Below are 17,419 nucleotides of genomic sequence, written 5' to 3'. Positions count from 1 at the left end.
GGCTCAGAACGCGCCGCAGCCTTGCCCGGCTGGCTGCACGCCTACAACCATCACCGCAGCCACACCGCGATCGGCGGCCGGACCCCGATCAGCCGCATCACTGTCAACGACCTCGTGGGACAGAACACCTAGGCGAGCGGGGTGTCGTCCAGGGCGGCGCGGAGGTCGGCCGGGGTGTCGAAGACGGCGACCGCGCCCGCCTCGCGCAGCTCGTCCTCGCCGAAGCCACCGGAGCGGACGACCAGCGCCGGCATCCCGGCGTTCTTGGCCGCCTCGACGTCCCACACGGAGTCGCCGACCAGCACGCTGTCGGCGTCCTCGGGCTCGCCGAGCTTGCGCAGCGCCGTCCGCAGCAGGTCGGGCGCCGGCTTGGTCTGCTCGACGTCGTCGCTGCTGGTCCAGTCGTCGGCGAGGTCTCGCGCGTCGAGGAGGTCGAGGTAGCGGTCGACGTGGTGCGGCTTGCCCGAACTGGCCAGCACCACCCGGTGCCCGCGCTCCTTCAGCGCCACGATGAACTCCCGCGCCCCGGGCAGGACGGCGATCTCGTCCATGAGCGGGTCGGCCTCCTCGACCCACCGCTCGCGCGCCCGGTCGCCGATCCGCTCCTCCAGCTCGTCACCGCCGATCGCGGCCACCAGCTGGTCACCGCCCATGCCGATCAACCGGTGGATCCGCCAGATCGGGAACGTCTCGCCCAGCGACCGGAACGCCCGGTACCAGGCGAGGGCGTGCTGGTAGTTGGTGTCGACGAGGGTGCCGTCGACGTCGAGGACGGCGATGGTGCTGGACACCCGCCTGCTGTATCCCGGCGGGGCGCCGGTCACGCGTGGGCGAGCAGCCCCCGGATCGTCTCCCCCGCCGCCTGCGCCCGGAACCCCTCCTCCACCTCGGCGAGGGCGTACCGCTCGGTGATCAACCGGTCGAGCTCCAGCCGGCCCTCCTCGTGCAGCCGCTGGAGCGCGGGGATGTCGCGGAACGGGTTGCACGAGCCGAACAGCGAGCCCTGCACCCGGTGCTCGAACACGGTGGTCACCTGGCCGCGCAGCTGCACGTCGCCGTCGCGCGGCCGGTCGCCCAGCGCGGTGAGCACCAGGGTGCCGCCCTTGCCCAGGCACGCGGTGGCCCCGGCCATCACCTCCGGGCCCATCTTGCCGACGGACACGACGACCACGTCGGCGCCCGTGCCGCGGGAGAGCTCCCGGGCCAGGCCCGCGGCCTCGGCGGCGTCGGCCACCGCGTGCGTCGCGCCCACCGACACGGCGAAGTCGCGCTTCATGGCCACGGGGTCGACGCCCACGACGTGCAGCGCCCCGGCGTGCCGCGCTCCCTGGACGGCGTTGACGCCCACCCCGCCCAGCCCGACGACGACCACGGTGTCCCCGGGCCGCACGCCGCCGGAGTACACCGCCGACCCCCAGCCGGTGGGCACGCTGCAGGCCAGCAGCGCCGCGGTGTCCAGCGGCACGTGCGGCTCGAGCCGCACGCAGGAGAACTCGCTGAGCAGCGTGTGCCGGGCGAAGGCGCCCACCATGCAGAAGCCGCCGAGCGGCTCGCCGTCGAGGGTGAACGGCCACCGGCCGCTGGGCAGCTGCCCGGTGGCGATCGTGGCGCCCGCGTCGCACAGGTTGGACCGCCCGGCGGCGCAGTACCGGCAGTGACCGCAGGCGGGCAGGAAGCTGGTGACCACCCGGTCGCCGGACCGCACCCGCGTGACGCCGTCCCCGACGGCCAGGACGACGCCGGAGCCCTCGTGGCCGCCGACGATCGGGTACCGGCCACCGGGGTTGGAGTGCCGCAGGTGCTCGTCGGAGTGGCACAGGCCGGCGAAGGCCATCTCGACGAGCACCTCGCCCGGACCGGGCTCGGCCACCTCGAGGTCCACCATCTCGTACCCGGTCTCCGGCGCCCGCAGGACCGCGGCAGTCGTCCGCACCCCGCCATCCTTCCCCGGCCCGCATGCGGCACGATCGGCCGGGTGAGCGCCGCCTCCTCGCCGGCCGCAGCCCCGGCCCTCGCCTGCCCCGGCTGCGGCTCCGTCCTCGCGCCGCTGCCGGGCGAGGACGCGCCCGCCGCGTGCGCCCGGCTGTACGAGGAGACGCTGCGCGGCCTGCGCGAGGACGCCGCCGCCGACCCCGCGGCCGCTGCGGCGGTGCGGCTGGCCGACGACGCCTACGCCGCCCAGCACCCCGGCGCGGGGCAGCCCGAGCACCTGGCCGCGGCCCGCCAGCGGCTGGCCGAGCGGTTCGGCGCCGGTGATCTGCGCGACACCCCGCCGGCCGTCTGGCGCACGACCATCGCCGACGTCGCCGCCGATCTCGACGTCGTCGACCTGACCGTGCTGGTCGGGTCGTGGGCGCGGGCCGTGGCGGAGGACTGGGCGGCGCCGCGCCCCTGACGAGCGGACCCGCCGGTTCCGCTGGTGGACGGCGGCGGATACTTTGCGTCGCTAAACTGTGCACCGTGGGTGAGCTCCAGGACCGTCGTGCACGCAAGAAGGCACGGACCCGCGCCGAGATCCGCAGCGCAGCGCACCGCCTGTTCGCGGCGCGCGGGTTCGAGGGCGTGACCATCGCCGACATCGCCGCCGAGGCCGACGTCGCCGTCCAGACGGTCTTCAACCACTTCGCGACCAAGGAAGACCTGTTCTTCGACGGCCGGACGCCGTGGGTGGACGGCGCCGCGGCGTCCGTGCGCGACCGCGCGGACGGCGTGCCGCCGCTGCGGGCGCTGCGGGAGTACCTCGTCGCCGTGGTCGCCCAGCTCGCCGGCTCGCACGCCAGCGCCGAGCGGCGCGGCTACATCGCCACGATCGAGGCCTCGCCGGCGCTGCGCACCCGCGAGCTGCAGCTGGTGCACGAGGCCGAGCGCCGGCTGACCGATGCGCTCACCGAGGCGTGGGTGCAGGAGCCGGCCCCTGACGCCGTCCCGGTCCCCGGCGACCCGGCCACCGCGGCCGCGGTCACCGCGGCCACCTGGCTGTCGGTCGTGCGGGTCCTGCTGCTGAGCCAGCGTCCCGCGCTGGAGGACGCCGACGCGGCGGCGCGGGCGGCCGCCGAGATCGAGGCGCTGACCGAGCGGCTGCTGGGCGGGCTCGAGCTCGGCGCCGCGCCGGGGCACGTCGGCGTGGCTCCTACACCGGTCACCGGCTGGCCGGGCGACGTCCGCCGGGCCGGCTGAACCGGGTCAGACCGACGCGGTCTCCGTGGCCGGCGCGACGATCGGCAGGAGCACGTCGTCGATCACCCGGTCGACCCGGTCGGGGGTCATCGCCCCGTCGCCGGCCGCGGTGTAGCGCTGCCACCAGAAAGCCTCGAGCACCGACCCGAGCAGCGCCAGCCGCTTGTCGTCGACCGGCTCGCCGCGCGCGGCGGCGCGGGCGCCCAGCTCGCCGACCGCGGCGGCCAGCGGCTGCACGAGCGCGGCGTCGAGCCCGGCCCGCAGGTCCTCGTCGTGGCGGGCGGCGCCGACCAGGCTGGCCGCGGCCCGCTCCTCGCGGCTCAGCGGCTGCGACCAGCGGGCGACCAGCGCGGCGAGGTCGCCGCGCACCGAGCCGGCGTCCTCGGGGAGGTCGACCAGGGTGAACCGGCCCACCGCGTGGCGGGCGAGGGCGGCCATGGTGGGCCAGCGTCGGTAGATGCCGGCCTTCCCCGCCCGGGCACGAGCCGCGATGCGGTCACTGTTGAGCCGTCCCCAGCCCTCTTCGGCCAGGATGTCGACGGCCACCGCCACCAGTTGCTCTGACAGCTCCGCGCTCAGGGGACGTCCCGGGGTGCCGCTCACGGTCTGTTTCCGCGACAGCATGTTGTGCGCACCCGACCATCCTGGCGCGTGGGTGTAGTCACCACAACGTCCGACAGGCTCTCGTCGCCCGTCCGTGCGGGACCGGAACTGGGCCGTCCGGGCGTCTCAGCCGCTCGCCGCGCTCTCGATGTGCACCTGGACGGTGGCCCCGTCGGCGCTGAGCCAGCCCTTGTCGCGGGCCTGTCCGATCATGCCGTCCCACTGCTGCGCCCAGTCGGCGGCGGTGCTCTGCGGCTCGGCCGCGCCCCGCAGGGCCTGGACGTCGATGTGACCGACGTCACTCCCCTCCAGCCGGCCGAGGCCGGCGTCGCGCAGCACCCGGTCGGCCTCCTCGTCGGTGACCGCGCCCAGCGCCAGGTGCAGCCGGGTGAGGTCGTCGACGTCGACCACCTTCACCTCGGGCCGCTCGTCGGTGCCGCCCACCACCTCGACGATCACTGCCCAACCTCCTCGTCGCACACCCGCTGTGGGAGTCCCCTCAGACGTGCCAGGGGAAACGGCCGAAGTCGGGGTCGCGCTTCTCGAGGAAGGCGTCGCGGCCCTCGACCGCCTCCTCGGCCATGTAGGCCAGCCGCGTGGTCTCGCCGGCGAACAGCTGCTGGCCGACCAGCCCGTCGTCGATCAGGTTGAACGAGTACTTGAGCATCCGCTGGGCGGTGGGGCTCTTGGCCACGATCCGCCGGCCCCAGTCCAGGGCGGTGCGCTCGAGGTCGGCGTGCGGCACGACCCTGTTCACCATGCCCATGCGGTGCGCGTCCTCGGCGTCGTACTCCTCGCCCAGGAAGAAGATCTCGCGGGCGAACTTCTGCCCCACCTGGCGGGCGAGGTAGGCCGAGCCGAACCCGCCGTCGAAGCTGCCGACGTCGGCGTCGGTCTGCTTGAACCGCGCGTGCTCGGCGCTGGCGAGGGTCAGGTCGCTGACCACGTGCAGGCTGTGCCCGCCGCCGGCCGCCCAGCCCGGGACGACGCAGATCACCACCTTGGGCATGAACCGGATGAGCCGCTGCGCCTCCAGCACGTGCAGCCGGCCCGCGCTGCGGCCCTTGTCGTGCTCGTAGCCGTACCGCCCCCGGACCCGCTGGTCGCCGCCCGAGCAGAACGCCCATCCGCCGTCCTTGGTGCTGGGGCCGTTGCCGGTGAGGATCACGCAGCCGACGTCGGTGGACAGCCGGGCGTGGTCGAGCGCGGCGATCAGCTCGTCGACCGTCTGGGGTCGGAAGGCGTTGCGCACGTCGGGCCGGTCGAAGGCGATCCGGACGACGCCGGCGTCGACCGCCCGGTGGTAGGTGAGGTCGGCGAAGTCGAAGTCCTCCACGGGGCGCCACGCCGCGCTGTCGAAGATCTCGGAGACGTCGTCGCGGGCGGTCATGCCCCGAACCTAGTGCGGGCCGCGGCGGGCCTCCTCCGGGGACGGGCTCAGGGGACGAGGCCGCCGACGGTGCCCCCCAGCGCGCCGGTGGTCTGCTCGACCGGCCCGCCCAGCGCCCCCACCGGGCCGCCGACCCCGCCCAGGGCCCCGCCGACGGCGTCGCCCGCGCCCTCGGTCACGTCCCCGACCGCGCCGCCGACCCCGCCGACCACGCTCCCGACGTCCTCCACGACGTCCTCGACGGTGTCGCACAGGCAGCCGCCGGAGCCGCTCGCCGTGCCCCCGCCGCTCCCGCCGCCGGTCGGACCGCCGCCGGTCGGACCGCCGCCGGTGCCGCCACCAGTCGAGCCCCCGCCCGCGGACCCGCCGGACGGGCCGCCACCCGTGGCGCCGCCACCCGCGGGGCTACCGGCCGGCGCGCCACCGCCGGTCGAACCGGTTCCCGGCGGGGTGCCGCCGGACCCGGCCGGCTGCCCGCCGGCCACGGTGCCGGTCGCGCCGCTCCCCGGGCCGGCGCCGGAACCGCTGCCGGCACCGCTGTCGCCGCCGCCGGCCCCGGTGCCGCTCCCGACCGTCGCGGCCCCGCCGCCGCTGCCCATGTCCGCTGCTCCGCCGCGCCCGGCGGAGCCGCCCGGCGCCGGGGAGGTCGAGGACTCGGTGACGATGCCCGGCGCCTCCGCGGGACCGGTCGTGCCGCCGGCACCGCCGCCGCGCCCGCTCGGACCCGGCCCGTCCGAACCGCCGCCCCCCACCATGCCGCCGGCGCCCGGCACCGGCGTACCGGAGAACAGCAGCGCCAGAGGCGCGGCGACCAGCAGGAAGCCGCAGGCGAAGGAGACGAGCAGGAAGGCGCGGGCCCTGGCTCGGCCCGGAGCACGGTGACGCGGGCGGGACACGGGCCGCTCATCCCCTGTCGCAGCACGTGACAAACGCGAGCTCAGCGCCCCGGCTCAGGCCGCGCCGGACTCCCGCAGCAGGTCCCGCAGCCGGGGCAGCGACGCGGCCAGCCCCGGGTGCAGGGGCACCTCGGCCAGCCGGCTCAGCGCGATCCACGCGACCCCGTCGCTCTCGCCGTCCAGCCGCAGGTCGGCCGGCTCGAGCGACCGGGCCGGGCGGGCCAGCACGGTGGTGTAGGCCCAGCCGCCGTGGTCGTCCACCGAGGACCGGCCGAGCACGACGTCGTCGGGGAGCAGGCCCAGCTCCTCCCGCGCCTCGCGCAGCGCGCCGGCCTCCGGGGCCTCGCCGGCGTGCAGCGCGCCGCCGGGGGTCCCCCATGTGTCGCCGTGGTGCGACCACGTGGCCCGCAGCTGCAGCAGCACCTCCCCGCCGTCGGCGCCCTCCCGGTGCAGGAACAGGCCCGCGGCACCGGCCCGGCCCCAGTGCCGGTGCCCGCGCGCGCAGGTCGTCCAGCCGTCGGTGGAGGTGAACACGTCGCCAGTGAACCCGTCGGCCGCGACGGTGTTCCCCGCGCGCTGGTGCTCTGCCCATCACGGTGGGCAGAGCACCAGCGTCCCGCCAGGAGCGCCGCCCGCCCGGCTGGCAGGATCGCGGCATGACCACGACGACGACGATGGCGGAGCTGCCCGGCCTCGTGGGCCAGGAGCTGGGCACGAGCGACTGGTACGAGATCACGCAGGAGGCGGTGGACAAGTTCGCCGACGCGACCGGCGACCACCAGTGGATCCACGTCGACGTCGAGCGGGCCAGGAAGGAGAGCCCGTACGGCGGCCCCATCGCCCACGGGTTCATGACCCTCTCGCTGCTGGTCCCGCTGGCGTCGGGGACCTACCGGATCACCGACGCGACGATGGGCGTCAACTACGGCCTCAACAAGGTCCGGTTCCCGGCGCCGGTGCCGGTGGGCTCCAAGGTGCGGGCCACGGTCGTGCTCAAGGAGTCGAAGGAGATCGCCGGCGGCCTGCAGAACACCTTCGCCGTCACGGTGGAGCGCGAGGGCGGCGACAAGCCGGTGTGCATCGCCGAGTGGGTCACCCTGGCCTACGGGGGCTGAGCGGGGCGTGCGCGTCGCCGTCTTCACCGGTTCGCAGTCCGGGCCCGAGTCCCACCGCGCGGCCGCCGCGGCCTTCGCCGCCGACCTGGCGCGCGCCGGCGTCGGCGTCGTCTACGGCGGCGGGCACGTCGGCCTGATGGGCGTCGTCGCCGACGCCGCGCTCGCGGCCGGCGGCGAGGTCGTCGGCGTCATCCCGCAGCACCTGGTCGACGACGAGCTGGCCCACCCCGGCCTGCCCCGGCTCGAGGTCGTCTCCTCGATGCACGAGCGCAAGGCGCGGATGGCCGAGCTCGCCGACGCCTTCGTCGCGCTGCCCGGCGCCGCCGGCACGCTGGAGGAGCTGTTCGAGGCCTGGACCTGGGGGATGCTCGGGCTGCACGCCAAGCCCACCGTCCTGCTGGACGTCGACGGGTTCTGGCAGCCGCTGCTCGCCCAGCTGCGCCGCATGGTCGACGACGGCTACCTCGACGGCCGCCGGCTCGACGCGCTCGGCGTCGTGGGCAGCGCGGGCCAGCTGCTGGAGTTCGTGGCGGGCTACGAGCACCCCGCCCGCAAGTGGACCTCGCCGCCCCCGCCCGCGGCCTGAGCACGTGGAGCGCTGGGACGTCGTCGTGGCCGGCGGCGGTCCGGCGGGCGCGGCGGCCGCCCTGGCCGCCGTCCGCACCGGCGCGAGCGTGCTCGTGCTCGACCGCGCCGAGTTCCCCCGCGACAAGGTCTGCGGCGACGCCGTCGCGCCGGAGGCCCTCGACGTGCTGGCCGCCCTCGGCGTCGACCCCCGCGGGCTGACCGCCGGGTACCCGCCCGTGCCGCGGCTGTCGCTGCGCTCCCCCGGCGGCGCCGTCGTCGAGCGGGCGACGCAGCGGCCGGCGCACGTGGTCCCGCGCGCGGTGCTCGACGCCCGGCTGCTGGACGCGGCCCTCGCCGCCGGGGCGCGGTTCCGCAGGCACCGGGTGCGCCGGGTGGAGGGCACCGTCGTCGACGGCCGCCTGGAGGCGGGCGTGCTGATCGGCGCGGACGGCGCCGAGTCCGTCGTCCGCCGGTCGCTGGGCATCCCGACGCAGGCGCCGTCGCGGCTGGCCGTCGCCCTCCGCGGCTACGCGCCGGCGACCGCCGACGGCGCGCTCACCCTGGTGACCACCGAGCAGCGGTGGCCGGCCTACGCGTGGTCGTTCCCGGTCGGCGACGGGCGGGCCAACGTCGGCTACGGCGAGCTGGTCTCCGGCGGCGCCACGCGCGAGGCCCTCGTCGACGGGCTGCACCGGCTGCTGCCCGGCGCCGCGCCGGAGCGGCTGCGCGCCCACCGGCTGCCGCTGTCCACCGGCCGGCCGCGCCAGCCCGACGGCCGGGTGCTGCTGGCCGGCGACGCCGCCGGGCTGGTCAACCCCCTCACCGGGGAGGGCATCTTCTACGCCGTCCTCTCCGGCGCCCTGGCCGGGCAGGCGGCCGCGCACGGCGCCGACGCCGGCCGCCGGCTGCGCACGGCGGTGCGGACCCGCCTGGGCGCCCACTTCCGCTCCTCGACCACCGCCTCGCAGCTGTCCCGCTGGCCGCGCCTCATGGACGCCGCGTTCCGCGCCGCCGCGGCCGACCAGCGGGTGTTCGACGACGTCGTCGCCCTGGGGCTGGGCGACGGCCGGCTGACCGCCCGCACCCTGGCCGCCGCCGCCCGCCGCCTGCGCTGACTCTTCGGCCACCGGACGTGGCGGTTCCCGATCGCGGTCACCGTCCGGACACCTCGCGTCACCACCCTGGCCGCCGTGACCACGGTCCTCCCGGCCCGCGCCGGAACCCGCTACCGCACCCGGCTCGCCACCTGCGCGGCCGACGTCGCCGCCGCCCAGCGGCTGCGGCGCCGCGTCTTCGCCGAGGAGTGCGGGGCGCTGCTCGCGCCCTCGGCCGACGGGCGCGACGTCGACGAGTGGGACGGCGTCTGCGACCACCTGCTCGTGGTGGTCGCGGACACCGACGAGGTGGTGGGCACCTACCGGCTGCTCCCGCCCGAGCGCGCCCGCGCCCTGGGCCGCACCTACGGCGACGCCGAGTTCGACCTCTCGCGGCACGCCGCCCTGCGCCCCACCACCGCCGAGGCGGGCCGCAGCTGCGTCGCACCCGGGCACCGCAGCGGCGCCGTGATCGACCAGCTCTGGGCGGGGATCGCCCGCTACGTCCTGGAGCGCGACCTCACCCACCTGGCCGGCTGCACCTCGGTGCCGCTGGCCGACGGCGGCGCGACCGCCGCGGCCGTCTGGGACCTCGTCCGCCTGCGGTACCTCGCGCCGGCCCCGCTGCGGGTGGTGCCGCACGTGCCCTTCGACGTGGAGGTGCCGCCGCGGCCGGACCGCGCGGTGCTGCCGCCGCTGGTGCGCGGCTACCTCGCGCTGGGCGCCCGGGTGTGCGGGCGGCCGGCGCACGACCCGCTGTTCGGCACCGCCGACTTCTACACGCTGCTGTCCGTCGCCGACGTCCCCGCCCGGGTGCTGCGCCGGCTGACCGAGGCCGCGCGGTGAGCGTCTGGCTCCCGGTCAACGACTGCCGGGCGGCCTGCGCCGAGGACCCCGTGCCGCAGGTCGACGCCGTCACCCGGACCCGGCGCCGGCGGCGGGTGGCCGCCGCGGTGCTCGGCGCCGCCGTCCGCACCGGCGTGCGGCCGAGCCGGCGCGCGCTGGTGTGCGGCTCGGCCGACGTGCTCACCGCGCTGGGCGTGCGCGTCGAGGTGCACTCCCCCGCCGCCGCCTGGCCGCGGCCGGGCACCGGGCGGCTGGTGGTGAGCAACCACGTGAGCTGGCTCGACGACCTGGCGCTGCAGACCGTCGTCCCCGGCGCGCCGGTGTCCAAGTCGGAGGTCGCGTCCTGGCCGGTGGTCGGCCGCGCGCTGCGGCGCTCCGGCGGCGTCTTCCTCGACCGGGCCCGGATCCGGTCGCTGCCCGGCACCGTGGCCGAGGTCGCCGCCGGCTGCGCGCCGGGGCCACCGTGCTCGTCCACCCCGAGGGGACGACGGGCTGCGGCGTGCAGCTGGGCCGGTTCCGGCCGGCGCTGTTCCAGGCCGCCGTCGACAGCGGGGCCGCGGTCTGCCCGGTGGCGATCCGCTACCGCACCGAGCCCGGCGGCGCCCCCACCGCCGTCGCCGGCTACCTGGCCGACGACCCGCTGCGGCGCAGCGTCCGGCGGGTCGCGGCGACCCGCGGGCTGGTGGTCGAGGTGCACCTGCTGCCGGCGCTGGCCCCCGCCGGCGCCGACCGGCGGACCCTCGCCGCCCTGGCCGAGTACGCCGTCGCCGCGGTCACCGAGGCCCGGCCGCCGGCGGTGTCCGCCCACCCGCACCCGCAGCGCGTACCGGGTGTTCGGCCGGCGGTTCCGTCCCGTTCACCTCGACGTCCTAGGGTCCGGCGGCGCTCTGTCGGAGAAGGAGACCCTGCCGGACGATGACCAGGTGACCCCGCAGCCACGCTTCCACGCCGTCGAGGGCGAACCTGGCGAGCTGATCGACCTGCGCCAGTGGCGGCTCAACGAGCTCCCGGACGAGAACTCCGACGAGGACTGGGACGACGACCGCGAGCTCTACGGCCCCGACGGCCGGCTGGTCGAGACCTGGCGCGAGGGCTACCCCTACCCCGAGCGGATGCAGCGCCGGGAGTACGAGATCGCCAAGCGCCGGCTGCAGATCGAGCTGCTCAAGCTGCAGTACTGGGTCAAGGACACCGGGCAGCGGCTGGTCGTCGTCTTCGAGGGCCGCGACGCCGCGGGCAAGGGCGGCACGATCAAGCGCTTCACCGAGCACCTCAACCCGCGCGGCGCCCGGGTGGTGGCGCTGGACAAGCCCAGCGAGCGCGAGCAGACCCAGTGGTACTTCCAGCGCTACGTGCAGCACCTGCCCGCGGCCGGGGAGATCGTGCTGTTCGACCGCTCCTGGTACAACCGCGCCGGCGTCGAGCGGGTCATGGGCTACGCCACCGAGGAGCAGTACCGGGTGTTCATGGGCCAGGCCCCGGACTTCGAGCGGATGCTCGTCGAGAGCGGCATCGCGCTGGTCAAGTTCTGGTTCTCGGTGACCCGCGGCGAGCAGCGCAGCCGCTTCATCGTGCGGCAGATCGACCCGGTGCGGCAGTGGAAGCTCTCCCCCACCGACCTGGCCTCGCTGGACAAGTGGGACGACTACACCGAGGCCAAGGAGGCGATGTTCCTCCACACCGACACCGAGCACGCCCCGTGGACGGTGATCAAGAGCAACGACAAGAAGCGCGCCCGCCTGGAGGCCATGCGGCACGTGCTGTCGCTGTTCGACTACCCCCGCAAGGACCCGTCGGCCGTCGGCACCCCCGACCGCAACATCGTCGGCTCCGCCGCGGACGTGCTGGACGACGACGCCGTCACCGCCCTCACCTGACCTCGCAGGAGGAACACCGTGCTCACGGCGACGGACCCCCGTGGTGCCCTCGTGACCGCCGCCGGACCCGGCATGCGGGCGGCCCTGCACGAGCTGGCCCTGCCCACCTTCCACCGCTGGGCCGACCGGTGGGGCTGGGCGGTGCGCGCCACCGACCTGGCAGCCGACGGGGTGGCCGCCGACCCCGGGGCGCAGCGGGCCAAGTGGGCCAAGACCGGCCTGCTGCGCGCGGCGCTGCGGGAGTTCCCGATGGCCCTGTGGCTCGACGCCGACGTCCTGCTGGTGCGCGACGACGAGGACGTCGCGGTGCACCTGCGCCCCGGCGCGTTCCAGGCGCTGGCGCTGGAGCAGGTGCCCGCCGAGCACCGGGTGAACCCGAACACCGGGGTGTGGCTGCTGCGCTCGTGCCCGGAGGCGTTCGCGTTCCTCGACGCCGTCGAGGCGGCCGGTCCGCAGCCCGGCCCGTGGGCCGACCAGGGCGCCGTCCTCGCCGCGCTGGGCTGGGACCGCGGCGACGAGCGCTACCACTGGGCCGGGCCGGGGCCGGGCACCCCCTTCCTGGCCCGGACCAGCTGGCTGCCGACCGGCTGGAACCAGCCGTGGACCGGGGAGCGGGCCGAGGACGAGTGCTTCAACAGCGCGGCGGCCTCCTACGCCGAGCGCCCGCGGGTGCCCCGGCCGCACGCGCTGCACTTCATGGGCATGACCCCGGCGGCGCGCTACCGGGCGATGGCCGCCGTCGCCGGCGCCGCGGCGGACCCGGGACCCCGGCTCGCCGTCCCCGCCTGACCCGTCCGCCCCGCCGGCCGCACGCGCGGCCGAACCCCTGGCGGGTCGCGCCGCCGGTGGTCATCCTGTGCCGTCGGTCGGGCGAGGGTCGCCCGCCGCAGGAAGGTGTGGATCCATGGTGGACGCGAGCTGGCAGCCGGACCCGAGCGGAGCGCACGAGCTCCGGTACTGGAACGGCACGGCCTGGACGGAGCACGTCTCCGACCAGGGGACGACGGGGCAGGACCCGCTGACCGCGGAGTTCCCGCCGCCCGGTCCCGCGGCACCCCCGCCGCCGCCCGCGCCGCCGGCGTACGGCGCCCCCGCCTACCCCGACCCGGCCGCCGCGGCGCCGGCGCCCGCCCCGACCGGCGGCAGGCCGAGCTGGAAGGACCGCCTCAAGCAGGCCGCCGACCAGGGCAAGGCCATGGCCGAGCAGGGCAAGGCGAAGCTGGCCGAGCAGTCGGCCAAGCGCACCGAGCAGTGGGCCAACGACCCGAACACGCTGTGGTTCGGCGAGAGCAAGGGCGGCGCCACCGGCGCGGCCGGCGTCTCCAAGGCCCGCTACCGGATCACCAGGGACCGCATCTGGATCGAGAGCGGCCTGCTCGGCACCCGCACCGAGAGCGTGCCGCTGTGGGCGGTGCGCGACATGGACGTGCGGCAGGCCGTCTGGCAGCGCGGCAAGGACGTCGGCGACGTCGTCCTCAACCTCGACGACCCCGCGTACGGGGTGCAGCAGGACACCTTCAGCTTCACCGGGGTCCCCGAGCACGGGACGACCAGCGGCCAGGTGGTGCTCGACAACATCGAGAACCCGCACCAGGTCTACGACCTGCTGGCGCCGCTGGTGAGCGAGGCGCGGCACAAGAAGACGGTGGAGCGGCAGTCGCAGTACCTGCACGTGCAGAACCCCGTCGCCGGCGCGGTGTTCGGCGGGGCCCCGACGCCGCCGCCCGCGCCCGCCCCGGCCCCGGCCGCGCCGCAGGTCGACATGGTCGAGCAGCTGCGCAAGCTCGGCGAGCTGCGCGACGCCGGCATCCTCACCGAGGAGGAGTTCGCCGCCCAGAAGGCCAGGATCCTCGGCTCCTGACCCACCTCGGCGCCCCGTCGCGGGCGGGCCCGCGCGCCCGCCCGCGACGGGGGCTCACCGGAGGGCCAGCACCATCGAGCAGCCGCTGTCGCCGAACGGCTCCACGACGAACCCGAGCTGCAGCAGCAGGCCCGCGAGCGCGCCGTTCATGATCCGCTGGACGGCGTCGTCGGCGGCGGCGCCGCGGCTGCGGTGCACGCTCATCCGGTCGTGCGGCCGCCAGCTGACCAGGACGCCGCGCAGGTCGAGGTCGGGCACCAGGCAGACCCCGCCGGCCGCGCTGGCCCGCTCCCCCCGCTGGGCGCAGTCGTGCAGCGGCACGCCCGCCTCCACCAGCGCGGCCGCGACCTCGACCACCAGCGTGGTCAGCGGGTCGGTGTCGGTCAGCAGCTCGTCCCAGTCCTCGGGCAGCCCGTCCAGGTGGTCGCCGAGCTCGGCCAGCCACGCCCGCTCCTCCGGCGAGGGCTTGCGGGCCACCCGGCCGTCCGCGCGCAGGGTGCCGTGCACCGCGCCGGCCGCGACGCCGGTGGACAGCGCCGCCCAGTCGGCGTCCATCCGGTCGGCGAAGGGCCCGGCGACGACCTCCTCGCCGGCGTCGTCGACCAGCCACCAACCGGTGCGCGGCGCGGGGGCGGTCACCGGGGCCGGGGCGGGCGCGACGGCGACCGCGCCCTCCGCGCCGGCCGGCCGCGCCGCGCGGCTGCCGGCCGGGTGCGCGGCCCGGCTCGCCGCCTCCGCGGGCTCCGCCTGCTTCTGCGGCACGCGGTTGCGCTCGAACTCGTAGCGGGCGGTCGACGCCGCCCCCAGGAGGACGACCACGCCCGTCAGCACCAGGAAGCCCAGCACGGCCACCGTCGGCCACATCAGCACCACGCCACCTCACGGACTCGCAGCCGCGGCATGGGAAGGCTGCCGCGAACGGGGCAGAAACTACGGACGCGCCGCCCCCCGACGGCCCGGTCCGACCCGCCCGCGGCGGCGCCGTCACCGATTCGTTGTCGCAGGTCGGCGCGGTGGTCGGTCACCGGCTCCCCCGGGCGCCGTCATGTCGACACGGCGACCGGACGCGAGCGTGGAGCGGCTCCACCGGGCGTCGGTCACGCCGGCGGGAGGGGTGCGGACGGCGTGTCGCCGGGCCCCGCCGACCGGGTCGCACCGCCGGGGTGCGTCGTCGGGCGCACGGGGCGTGGAGCAGAGTGGAGGGGTGCGTGCCCCGCTCCGCCCCTCGACCGCTCCGTGACCACCACCCGGACCGAGAGCGCGCTGCGGCTGTTCCTCCCCGCCGCCGCCATGGTCGGCGCCGCACTGTGCCTGCGCGGGCCGTTCGCCGCCGTCGGGCCCCTGCTCGGGCCGCTGCGGGACGAGTACGGGCTGTCCACCGCGGCGCTCGCCGTGGTCACCGCCCTGCCGCTGGTCTGCTTCGGCCTCGTCTCCCCGTTCGCGCCCGCCCTGGCCGGCCGGCTGGGGCTGCACCGGGCGCTGGCGATGGGCATGGCGGCGCTGGCCGCCGGCGTGGTCGCCCGCCTGGCCGGGCCGGTCGGGCTGTTCGCCGGCACCGTGCTGCTCACCGGCGGGATCGCCGTGGTCAACGTGCTGCTGCCCGCCGCCGCCCGCGAGGAGTACGGGCCGCGCAGCGCCGCCGTGGTGGGCGCCGTGGTGGCGTCGATGGCCGCCTCGGCCACCGCGGGCGCCGGCCTGGCCACCCCGCTGGCCGACCTCGCCGGCAGCGCCCGGATCGGCCTGCTCCTCTGGCTGGTGCCGGTGGTGGCGGCGCTGGCCGGTCTCGTCGTCCTCGCGCGGGCCCGGGGCGACGTCGCGCCGCCCGCCGCCGCGCCCGGCGGCTCGCGCACCGCGCTCCTGCGGGACCGCGTCGCGGTCGCGGTCACCGTGTTCTTCGGGTTCCAGTCGCTGACGTTCTACGCGATGCTCACCTGGCTCCCCGAGGTGCTGCAGGACGAGGCGTCGGTCTCGGCCGTCACCGGTGGGGTGCTCACCGCGGTGGCCGCGGCGCTGGGCATCCCGGCCTCGCTCGTGGTGCCGCAGCTGTCGACCCGCCGGCCGGGGCAGACCGCGTGGGTGGTCGGCGTGACCGCGCCGACCGCGGTCGCCGTCGTGGGCCTGCTGGTCGCCCCCTCGGCCGCGCCGCTGGCGTGGGCGGTGCTGTACGGGCTCGGCACCGGGGCGGCGTTCCCGCTGGCCATGACGCTGGTGCTGGAGCGGACGCGCGACTCCGGCCAGACCGGCCGGCTGTCGGCGGGCGCGCAGAGCCTGGGCTACCTGCTCGCCGCCGCCGGCCCCCTCGCCGTCGGCGTGCTGCACGAGCTGAGCGGCGGGTGGACCGCCGGGCTGGTGCTGCTGCTCGCGGTGCTCGTCGCGCAGACGCTGGTCGGGCTCGCGGCCGGACGCCCCCGGCTGGTCGGGCCGGAGGTCTAGGCGCCGGACCGCGGGCGCCGGGCCGCGGGGCCGGATCTGCGGGCCGGATCTGCGGGCCGGATTTGCGGGGGCCGACGCCCCGGGCTGGACTGGTCGGTGGTCCAGACCGAGGAGGCACCGTGACCGACCGCGAGCACCTCAGCCAGGACGTCGCCGCGCCGGCCGACGCACCGCCGCGGACCACCCGCCGCTGGCGGCTGGTGGGGCCGGGGATCGTCGTCGCCGCCACCGGCGTGGGCGCCGGCGACCTGGTGGCGACCCTGATCGCCGGTTCCGAGTACGGCTACGCGCTGCTGTGGGCCGTGGTGCTCGGCGTCGTCGTCAAGATCGCGCTCGCCGAGGCGACCGGGCGCTGGCACCTCGCCACCGGGTCGACGATCTTCGCCGGGTGGCGGTCGCTGGGCGCCTGGACGTCGGTCTACTTCGTCCTCTACGTCGTCATCTGGGGGTTCGTCTACGGGGCGACGGCGATGACGTCGTCGGCGCTGCCGCTGGCCGCGATGTTCCCCGCGCTGTCCATCCCCGCCTGGGGGATCGTCTGCGGCCTGGTCGGGCTGGCCTTCGTCTGGTTCGGCAACTACGCGCTGTTCGAGAAGGCCATGACGCTGCTCATCGGCGTCATGTTCGTCGTGGTCGTGGGCCTGGCCGTGCTCGTCGTCCCCGACATCGGCGCCACGCTGGGCGGGCTCGTCCCCCGCCTGCCGGAGGGCTCGGCCGTCTACACCCTGGGCCTGGTCGGCGGCGTCGGCGGGACGATCACCATGGCCGCCTACGGCTACTGGGTCAACGCCAAGGGCTGGCGCGACGCGTCGTGGATGAAGGTCATGCGGCTGGACAACCGCGTCGCCTACATCACCACCGGCGTCTTCGTCGTCGCGATGCTGATCGTCGGCGCGGAGCTGCTGCACGCCAGCGGCATCGCGCTCACCGAGGGCGACCGCGGCCTGCTCGACCTCGACGAGGTGCTGCGCGACCGGTTCGGCCCGGTCGTGGCCACGCTGTTCCTCGTCGGGTTCTTCGCCACCTCGTTCTCGTCGCTGCTCGGCGTCTGGCAGGGCGTCAGCCTCCTGTTCACCGACTTCGTGCGGACGTCGAAGCGCGCGTCGGGGCAGCTGGCGGAGGGCCCGGCGGAGAAGAGCTGGCCCTACCGCGGCTACCTGCTCTGGCTGACCTTCCCGCCGATGCTGCTGCTGTTCCTCGGCCAGCCGTTCGCCCTCGTGGTCGCCTACGGCGCGCTCGGGGCGTTCTTCATGCCGTTCCTGGCCGGCACGCTGCTGTGGCTGCTCAACAGCCGGCGCGCGCCCGAGCGCTGGCGCAACGGCTGGCTGTCGAACGTGCTGCTCGCCTCGGCCGCCGTCCTCTTCGTCGTCCTGTGCGTGAACGAGCTGCTCACCCTCGGCAGCTGAGGCGGCCACCGGGCCGGGCGGAGGGCGTGGGATTCGAACCCACGATGGGTGTTACCCCATAGCGGTTTTCAAGACCGCCGCCATCGGCCGCTAGGCGAGCCCTCCTGAGGGCTCCGAGGCTAACCGGTGGCCCACGGGGTGCGCCGGGGAGCCG

19 protein-coding genes, 1 tRNA gene and 2 pseudogenes are annotated in these 17,419 nt (G+C 76.5%); 13 read left to right on the top strand and 9 right to left on the bottom strand.

Features of this window, described 5'->3' with window-relative positions:
- A pseudogene (locus ACI78S_RS17740) lies at positions 1-132 on the top strand (IS481 family transposase); the annotation flags it as partial.
- Here the strand turns inward: ACI78S_RS17740 and ACI78S_RS17735 are convergent.
- Entirely contained in the window at positions 129-791 is a 663-nt protein-coding gene (locus ACI78S_RS17735; RefSeq protein ID WP_456975706.1) for an HAD family hydrolase, read from the bottom strand. The pseudogene ACI78S_RS17740 and the gene ACI78S_RS17735 sit on opposite strands and share 4 nt — an antisense overlap.
- Before the next feature lie 29 nt (positions 792-820).
- Positions 821-1,933: an alcohol dehydrogenase catalytic domain-containing protein gene (locus ACI78S_RS17730; protein ID WP_456975704.1), complete on the bottom strand. Its 1,113-nt coding sequence runs from the start codon at positions 1,931-1,933 to the stop codon at positions 821-823.
- A 42-nt stretch (positions 1,934-1,975) separates the two neighbouring features.
- Here ACI78S_RS17730 and ACI78S_RS17725 point away from each other — a divergent pair, with 42 nt between their 5' ends.
- The gene (locus tag ACI78S_RS17725) at positions 1,976-2,395 is read left to right on the top strand and encodes a DUF5946 family protein (protein WP_456975702.1); all 420 of its coding nucleotides are present in this window, start codon (positions 1,976-1,978) and stop codon (positions 2,393-2,395) included.
- Positions 2,396-2,460: 65 nt separating this feature from the next.
- The gene (locus ACI78S_RS17720) at positions 2,461-3,177 is read left to right on the top strand and encodes a TetR/AcrR family transcriptional regulator (protein ID WP_456975700.1); all 717 of its coding nucleotides are present in this window, start codon (positions 2,461-2,463) and stop codon (positions 3,175-3,177) included.
- 6 nt (positions 3,178-3,183) lie between these two features.
- Here the strand turns inward: ACI78S_RS17720 and ACI78S_RS17715 are convergent, their stop codons facing one another.
- From ACI78S_RS17715 to ACI78S_RS17695, 5 genes are all read right to left on the bottom strand, one after another.
- Positions 3,184-3,780 carry a TetR-like C-terminal domain-containing protein gene (locus ACI78S_RS17715; protein ID WP_456975698.1) on the bottom strand — a complete coding sequence of 199 codons (597 nt, stop codon included), beginning with the start codon at positions 3,778-3,780 and terminating at the stop codon, positions 3,184-3,186.
- Between the two features lie 126 nt (positions 3,781-3,906).
- Positions 3,907-4,239 carry a hypothetical protein gene (locus ACI78S_RS17710; protein WP_456975696.1) on the bottom strand — a complete coding sequence of 111 codons (333 nt, stop codon included), beginning with the start codon at positions 4,237-4,239 and terminating at the stop codon, positions 3,907-3,909.
- Between the two features lie 40 nt (positions 4,240-4,279).
- A complete protein-coding gene (locus ACI78S_RS17705) occupies positions 4,280-5,170 on the bottom strand; it encodes a 1,4-dihydroxy-2-naphthoyl-CoA synthase (RefSeq protein ID WP_456975694.1) in 891 nt (296 codons plus the stop codon).
- Positions 5,171-5,217: 47 nt separating this feature from the next.
- Positions 5,218-6,066 (bottom strand): hypothetical protein, encoded by an 849-nt coding sequence (locus ACI78S_RS17700; RefSeq protein ID WP_456975692.1) that lies wholly within the window; start codon positions 6,064-6,066, stop codon positions 5,218-5,220.
- A 54-nt stretch (positions 6,067-6,120) separates the two neighbouring features.
- On the bottom strand, positions 6,121-6,600 hold the full coding sequence (locus tag ACI78S_RS17695) for an NUDIX domain-containing protein (RefSeq protein ID WP_456975690.1): 480 nt from the start codon (positions 6,598-6,600) through the stop codon (positions 6,121-6,123).
- A 122-nt stretch (positions 6,601-6,722) separates the two neighbouring features.
- Between ACI78S_RS17695 and ACI78S_RS17690 the strand changes: the two genes are divergently transcribed.
- The 8 genes and pseudogenes from ACI78S_RS17690 to ACI78S_RS17655 all read left to right on the top strand — a co-directional run bounded on the left by ACI78S_RS17690 (position 6,723) and on the right by ACI78S_RS17655 (position 13,426).
- Positions 6,723-7,181: a MaoC family dehydratase gene (locus ACI78S_RS17690; protein ID WP_456975688.1), complete on the top strand. Its 459-nt coding sequence runs from the start codon at positions 6,723-6,725 to the stop codon at positions 7,179-7,181.
- A gap of 7 nt (positions 7,182-7,188) precedes the next feature.
- Positions 7,189-7,767, top strand: a complete 579-nt coding sequence (locus ACI78S_RS17685) for an LOG family protein (RefSeq protein WP_456975686.1) — start codon at positions 7,189-7,191, stop codon at positions 7,765-7,767.
- Between the two features lie 4 nt (positions 7,768-7,771).
- Positions 7,772-8,863, top strand: a complete 1,092-nt coding sequence (locus ACI78S_RS17680; RefSeq protein ID WP_456975684.1) for an NAD(P)/FAD-dependent oxidoreductase — start codon at positions 7,772-7,774, stop codon at positions 8,861-8,863.
- A gap of 75 nt (positions 8,864-8,938) precedes the next feature.
- Entirely contained in the window at positions 8,939-9,688 is a 750-nt protein-coding gene (locus tag ACI78S_RS17675; protein WP_456975682.1) for a GNAT family N-acetyltransferase, read from the top strand.
- Positions 9,574-10,607: pseudogene (locus ACI78S_RS17670) on the top strand (lysophospholipid acyltransferase family protein). The gene ACI78S_RS17675 and the pseudogene ACI78S_RS17670 overlap by 115 nt, the downstream one beginning before the upstream one ends.
- A 4-nt stretch (positions 10,608-10,611) precedes the next feature.
- Positions 10,612-11,565, top strand: coding sequence for a polyphosphate kinase 2 (gene ppk2, locus ACI78S_RS17665; protein ID WP_456975680.1), 954 nt, complete (start codon positions 10,612-10,614; stop codon positions 11,563-11,565).
- A gap of 51 nt (positions 11,566-11,616) precedes the next feature.
- The gene (locus tag ACI78S_RS17660) at positions 11,617-12,354 is read left to right on the top strand and encodes a hypothetical protein (protein ID WP_456975678.1); all 738 of its coding nucleotides are present in this window, start codon (positions 11,617-11,619) and stop codon (positions 12,352-12,354) included.
- A 115-nt stretch (positions 12,355-12,469) separates the two neighbouring features.
- Positions 12,470-13,426 (top strand): PH domain-containing protein, encoded by a 957-nt coding sequence (locus tag ACI78S_RS17655; RefSeq protein ID WP_456975676.1) that lies wholly within the window; start codon positions 12,470-12,472, stop codon positions 13,424-13,426.
- Positions 13,427-13,480: 54 nt separating this feature from the next.
- Here ACI78S_RS17655 and ACI78S_RS17650 read toward each other — a convergent pair whose 3' ends face one another.
- Complete coding sequence (locus tag ACI78S_RS17650; protein ID WP_456975710.1) at positions 13,481-14,290, bottom strand: hypothetical protein; 810 nt, start codon at positions 14,288-14,290, stop codon at positions 13,481-13,483.
- Positions 14,291-14,662: 372 nt separating this feature from the next.
- Here ACI78S_RS17650 and ACI78S_RS17645 point away from each other — a divergent pair, with 372 nt between their 5' ends.
- Both ACI78S_RS17645 and ACI78S_RS17640 read left to right on the top strand, forming a co-directional pair.
- Entirely contained in the window at positions 14,663-15,859 is a 1,197-nt protein-coding gene (locus tag ACI78S_RS17645; RefSeq protein ID WP_456975674.1) for an MFS transporter, read from the top strand.
- Between the two features lie 119 nt (positions 15,860-15,978).
- Positions 15,979-17,265 (top strand): Nramp family divalent metal transporter, encoded by a 1,287-nt coding sequence (locus tag ACI78S_RS17640; RefSeq protein ID WP_456975672.1) that lies wholly within the window; start codon positions 15,979-15,981, stop codon positions 17,263-17,265.
- 18 nt (positions 17,266-17,283) lie between these two features.
- Here ACI78S_RS17640 and ACI78S_RS17635 read toward each other — a convergent pair.
- A tRNA-Ser gene (locus tag ACI78S_RS17635) sits at positions 17,284-17,370 on the bottom strand.
- Positions 17,371-17,419 lie beyond the last annotated feature (49 nt).

It is taken from the genome of Geodermatophilus sp. SYSU D00815, from assembly GCF_054050035.1.
This window is presented reverse-complemented; position numbering and strand designations above follow the sequence as displayed.

Coding starts and splice junctions, on each gene's coding strand:
- ACI78S_RS17650 (WP_456975710.1), bottom strand. CDS start 14,290: ATGTGGCCGACGGTGGCCGTGCTGGGCTTCCTGGTGCTGACGGGCGTG.
- ACI78S_RS17690 (WP_456975688.1), top strand. CDS start 6,723: ATGACCACGACGACGACGATGGCGGAGCTGCCCGGCCTCGTGGGCCAG.
- ACI78S_RS17655 (WP_456975676.1), top strand. CDS start 12,470: ATGGTGGACGCGAGCTGGCAGCCGGACCCGAGCGGAGCGCACGAGCTC.
- ACI78S_RS17705 (WP_456975694.1), bottom strand. CDS start 5,170: ATGACCGCCCGCGACGACGTCTCCGAGATCTTCGACAGCGCGGCGTGG.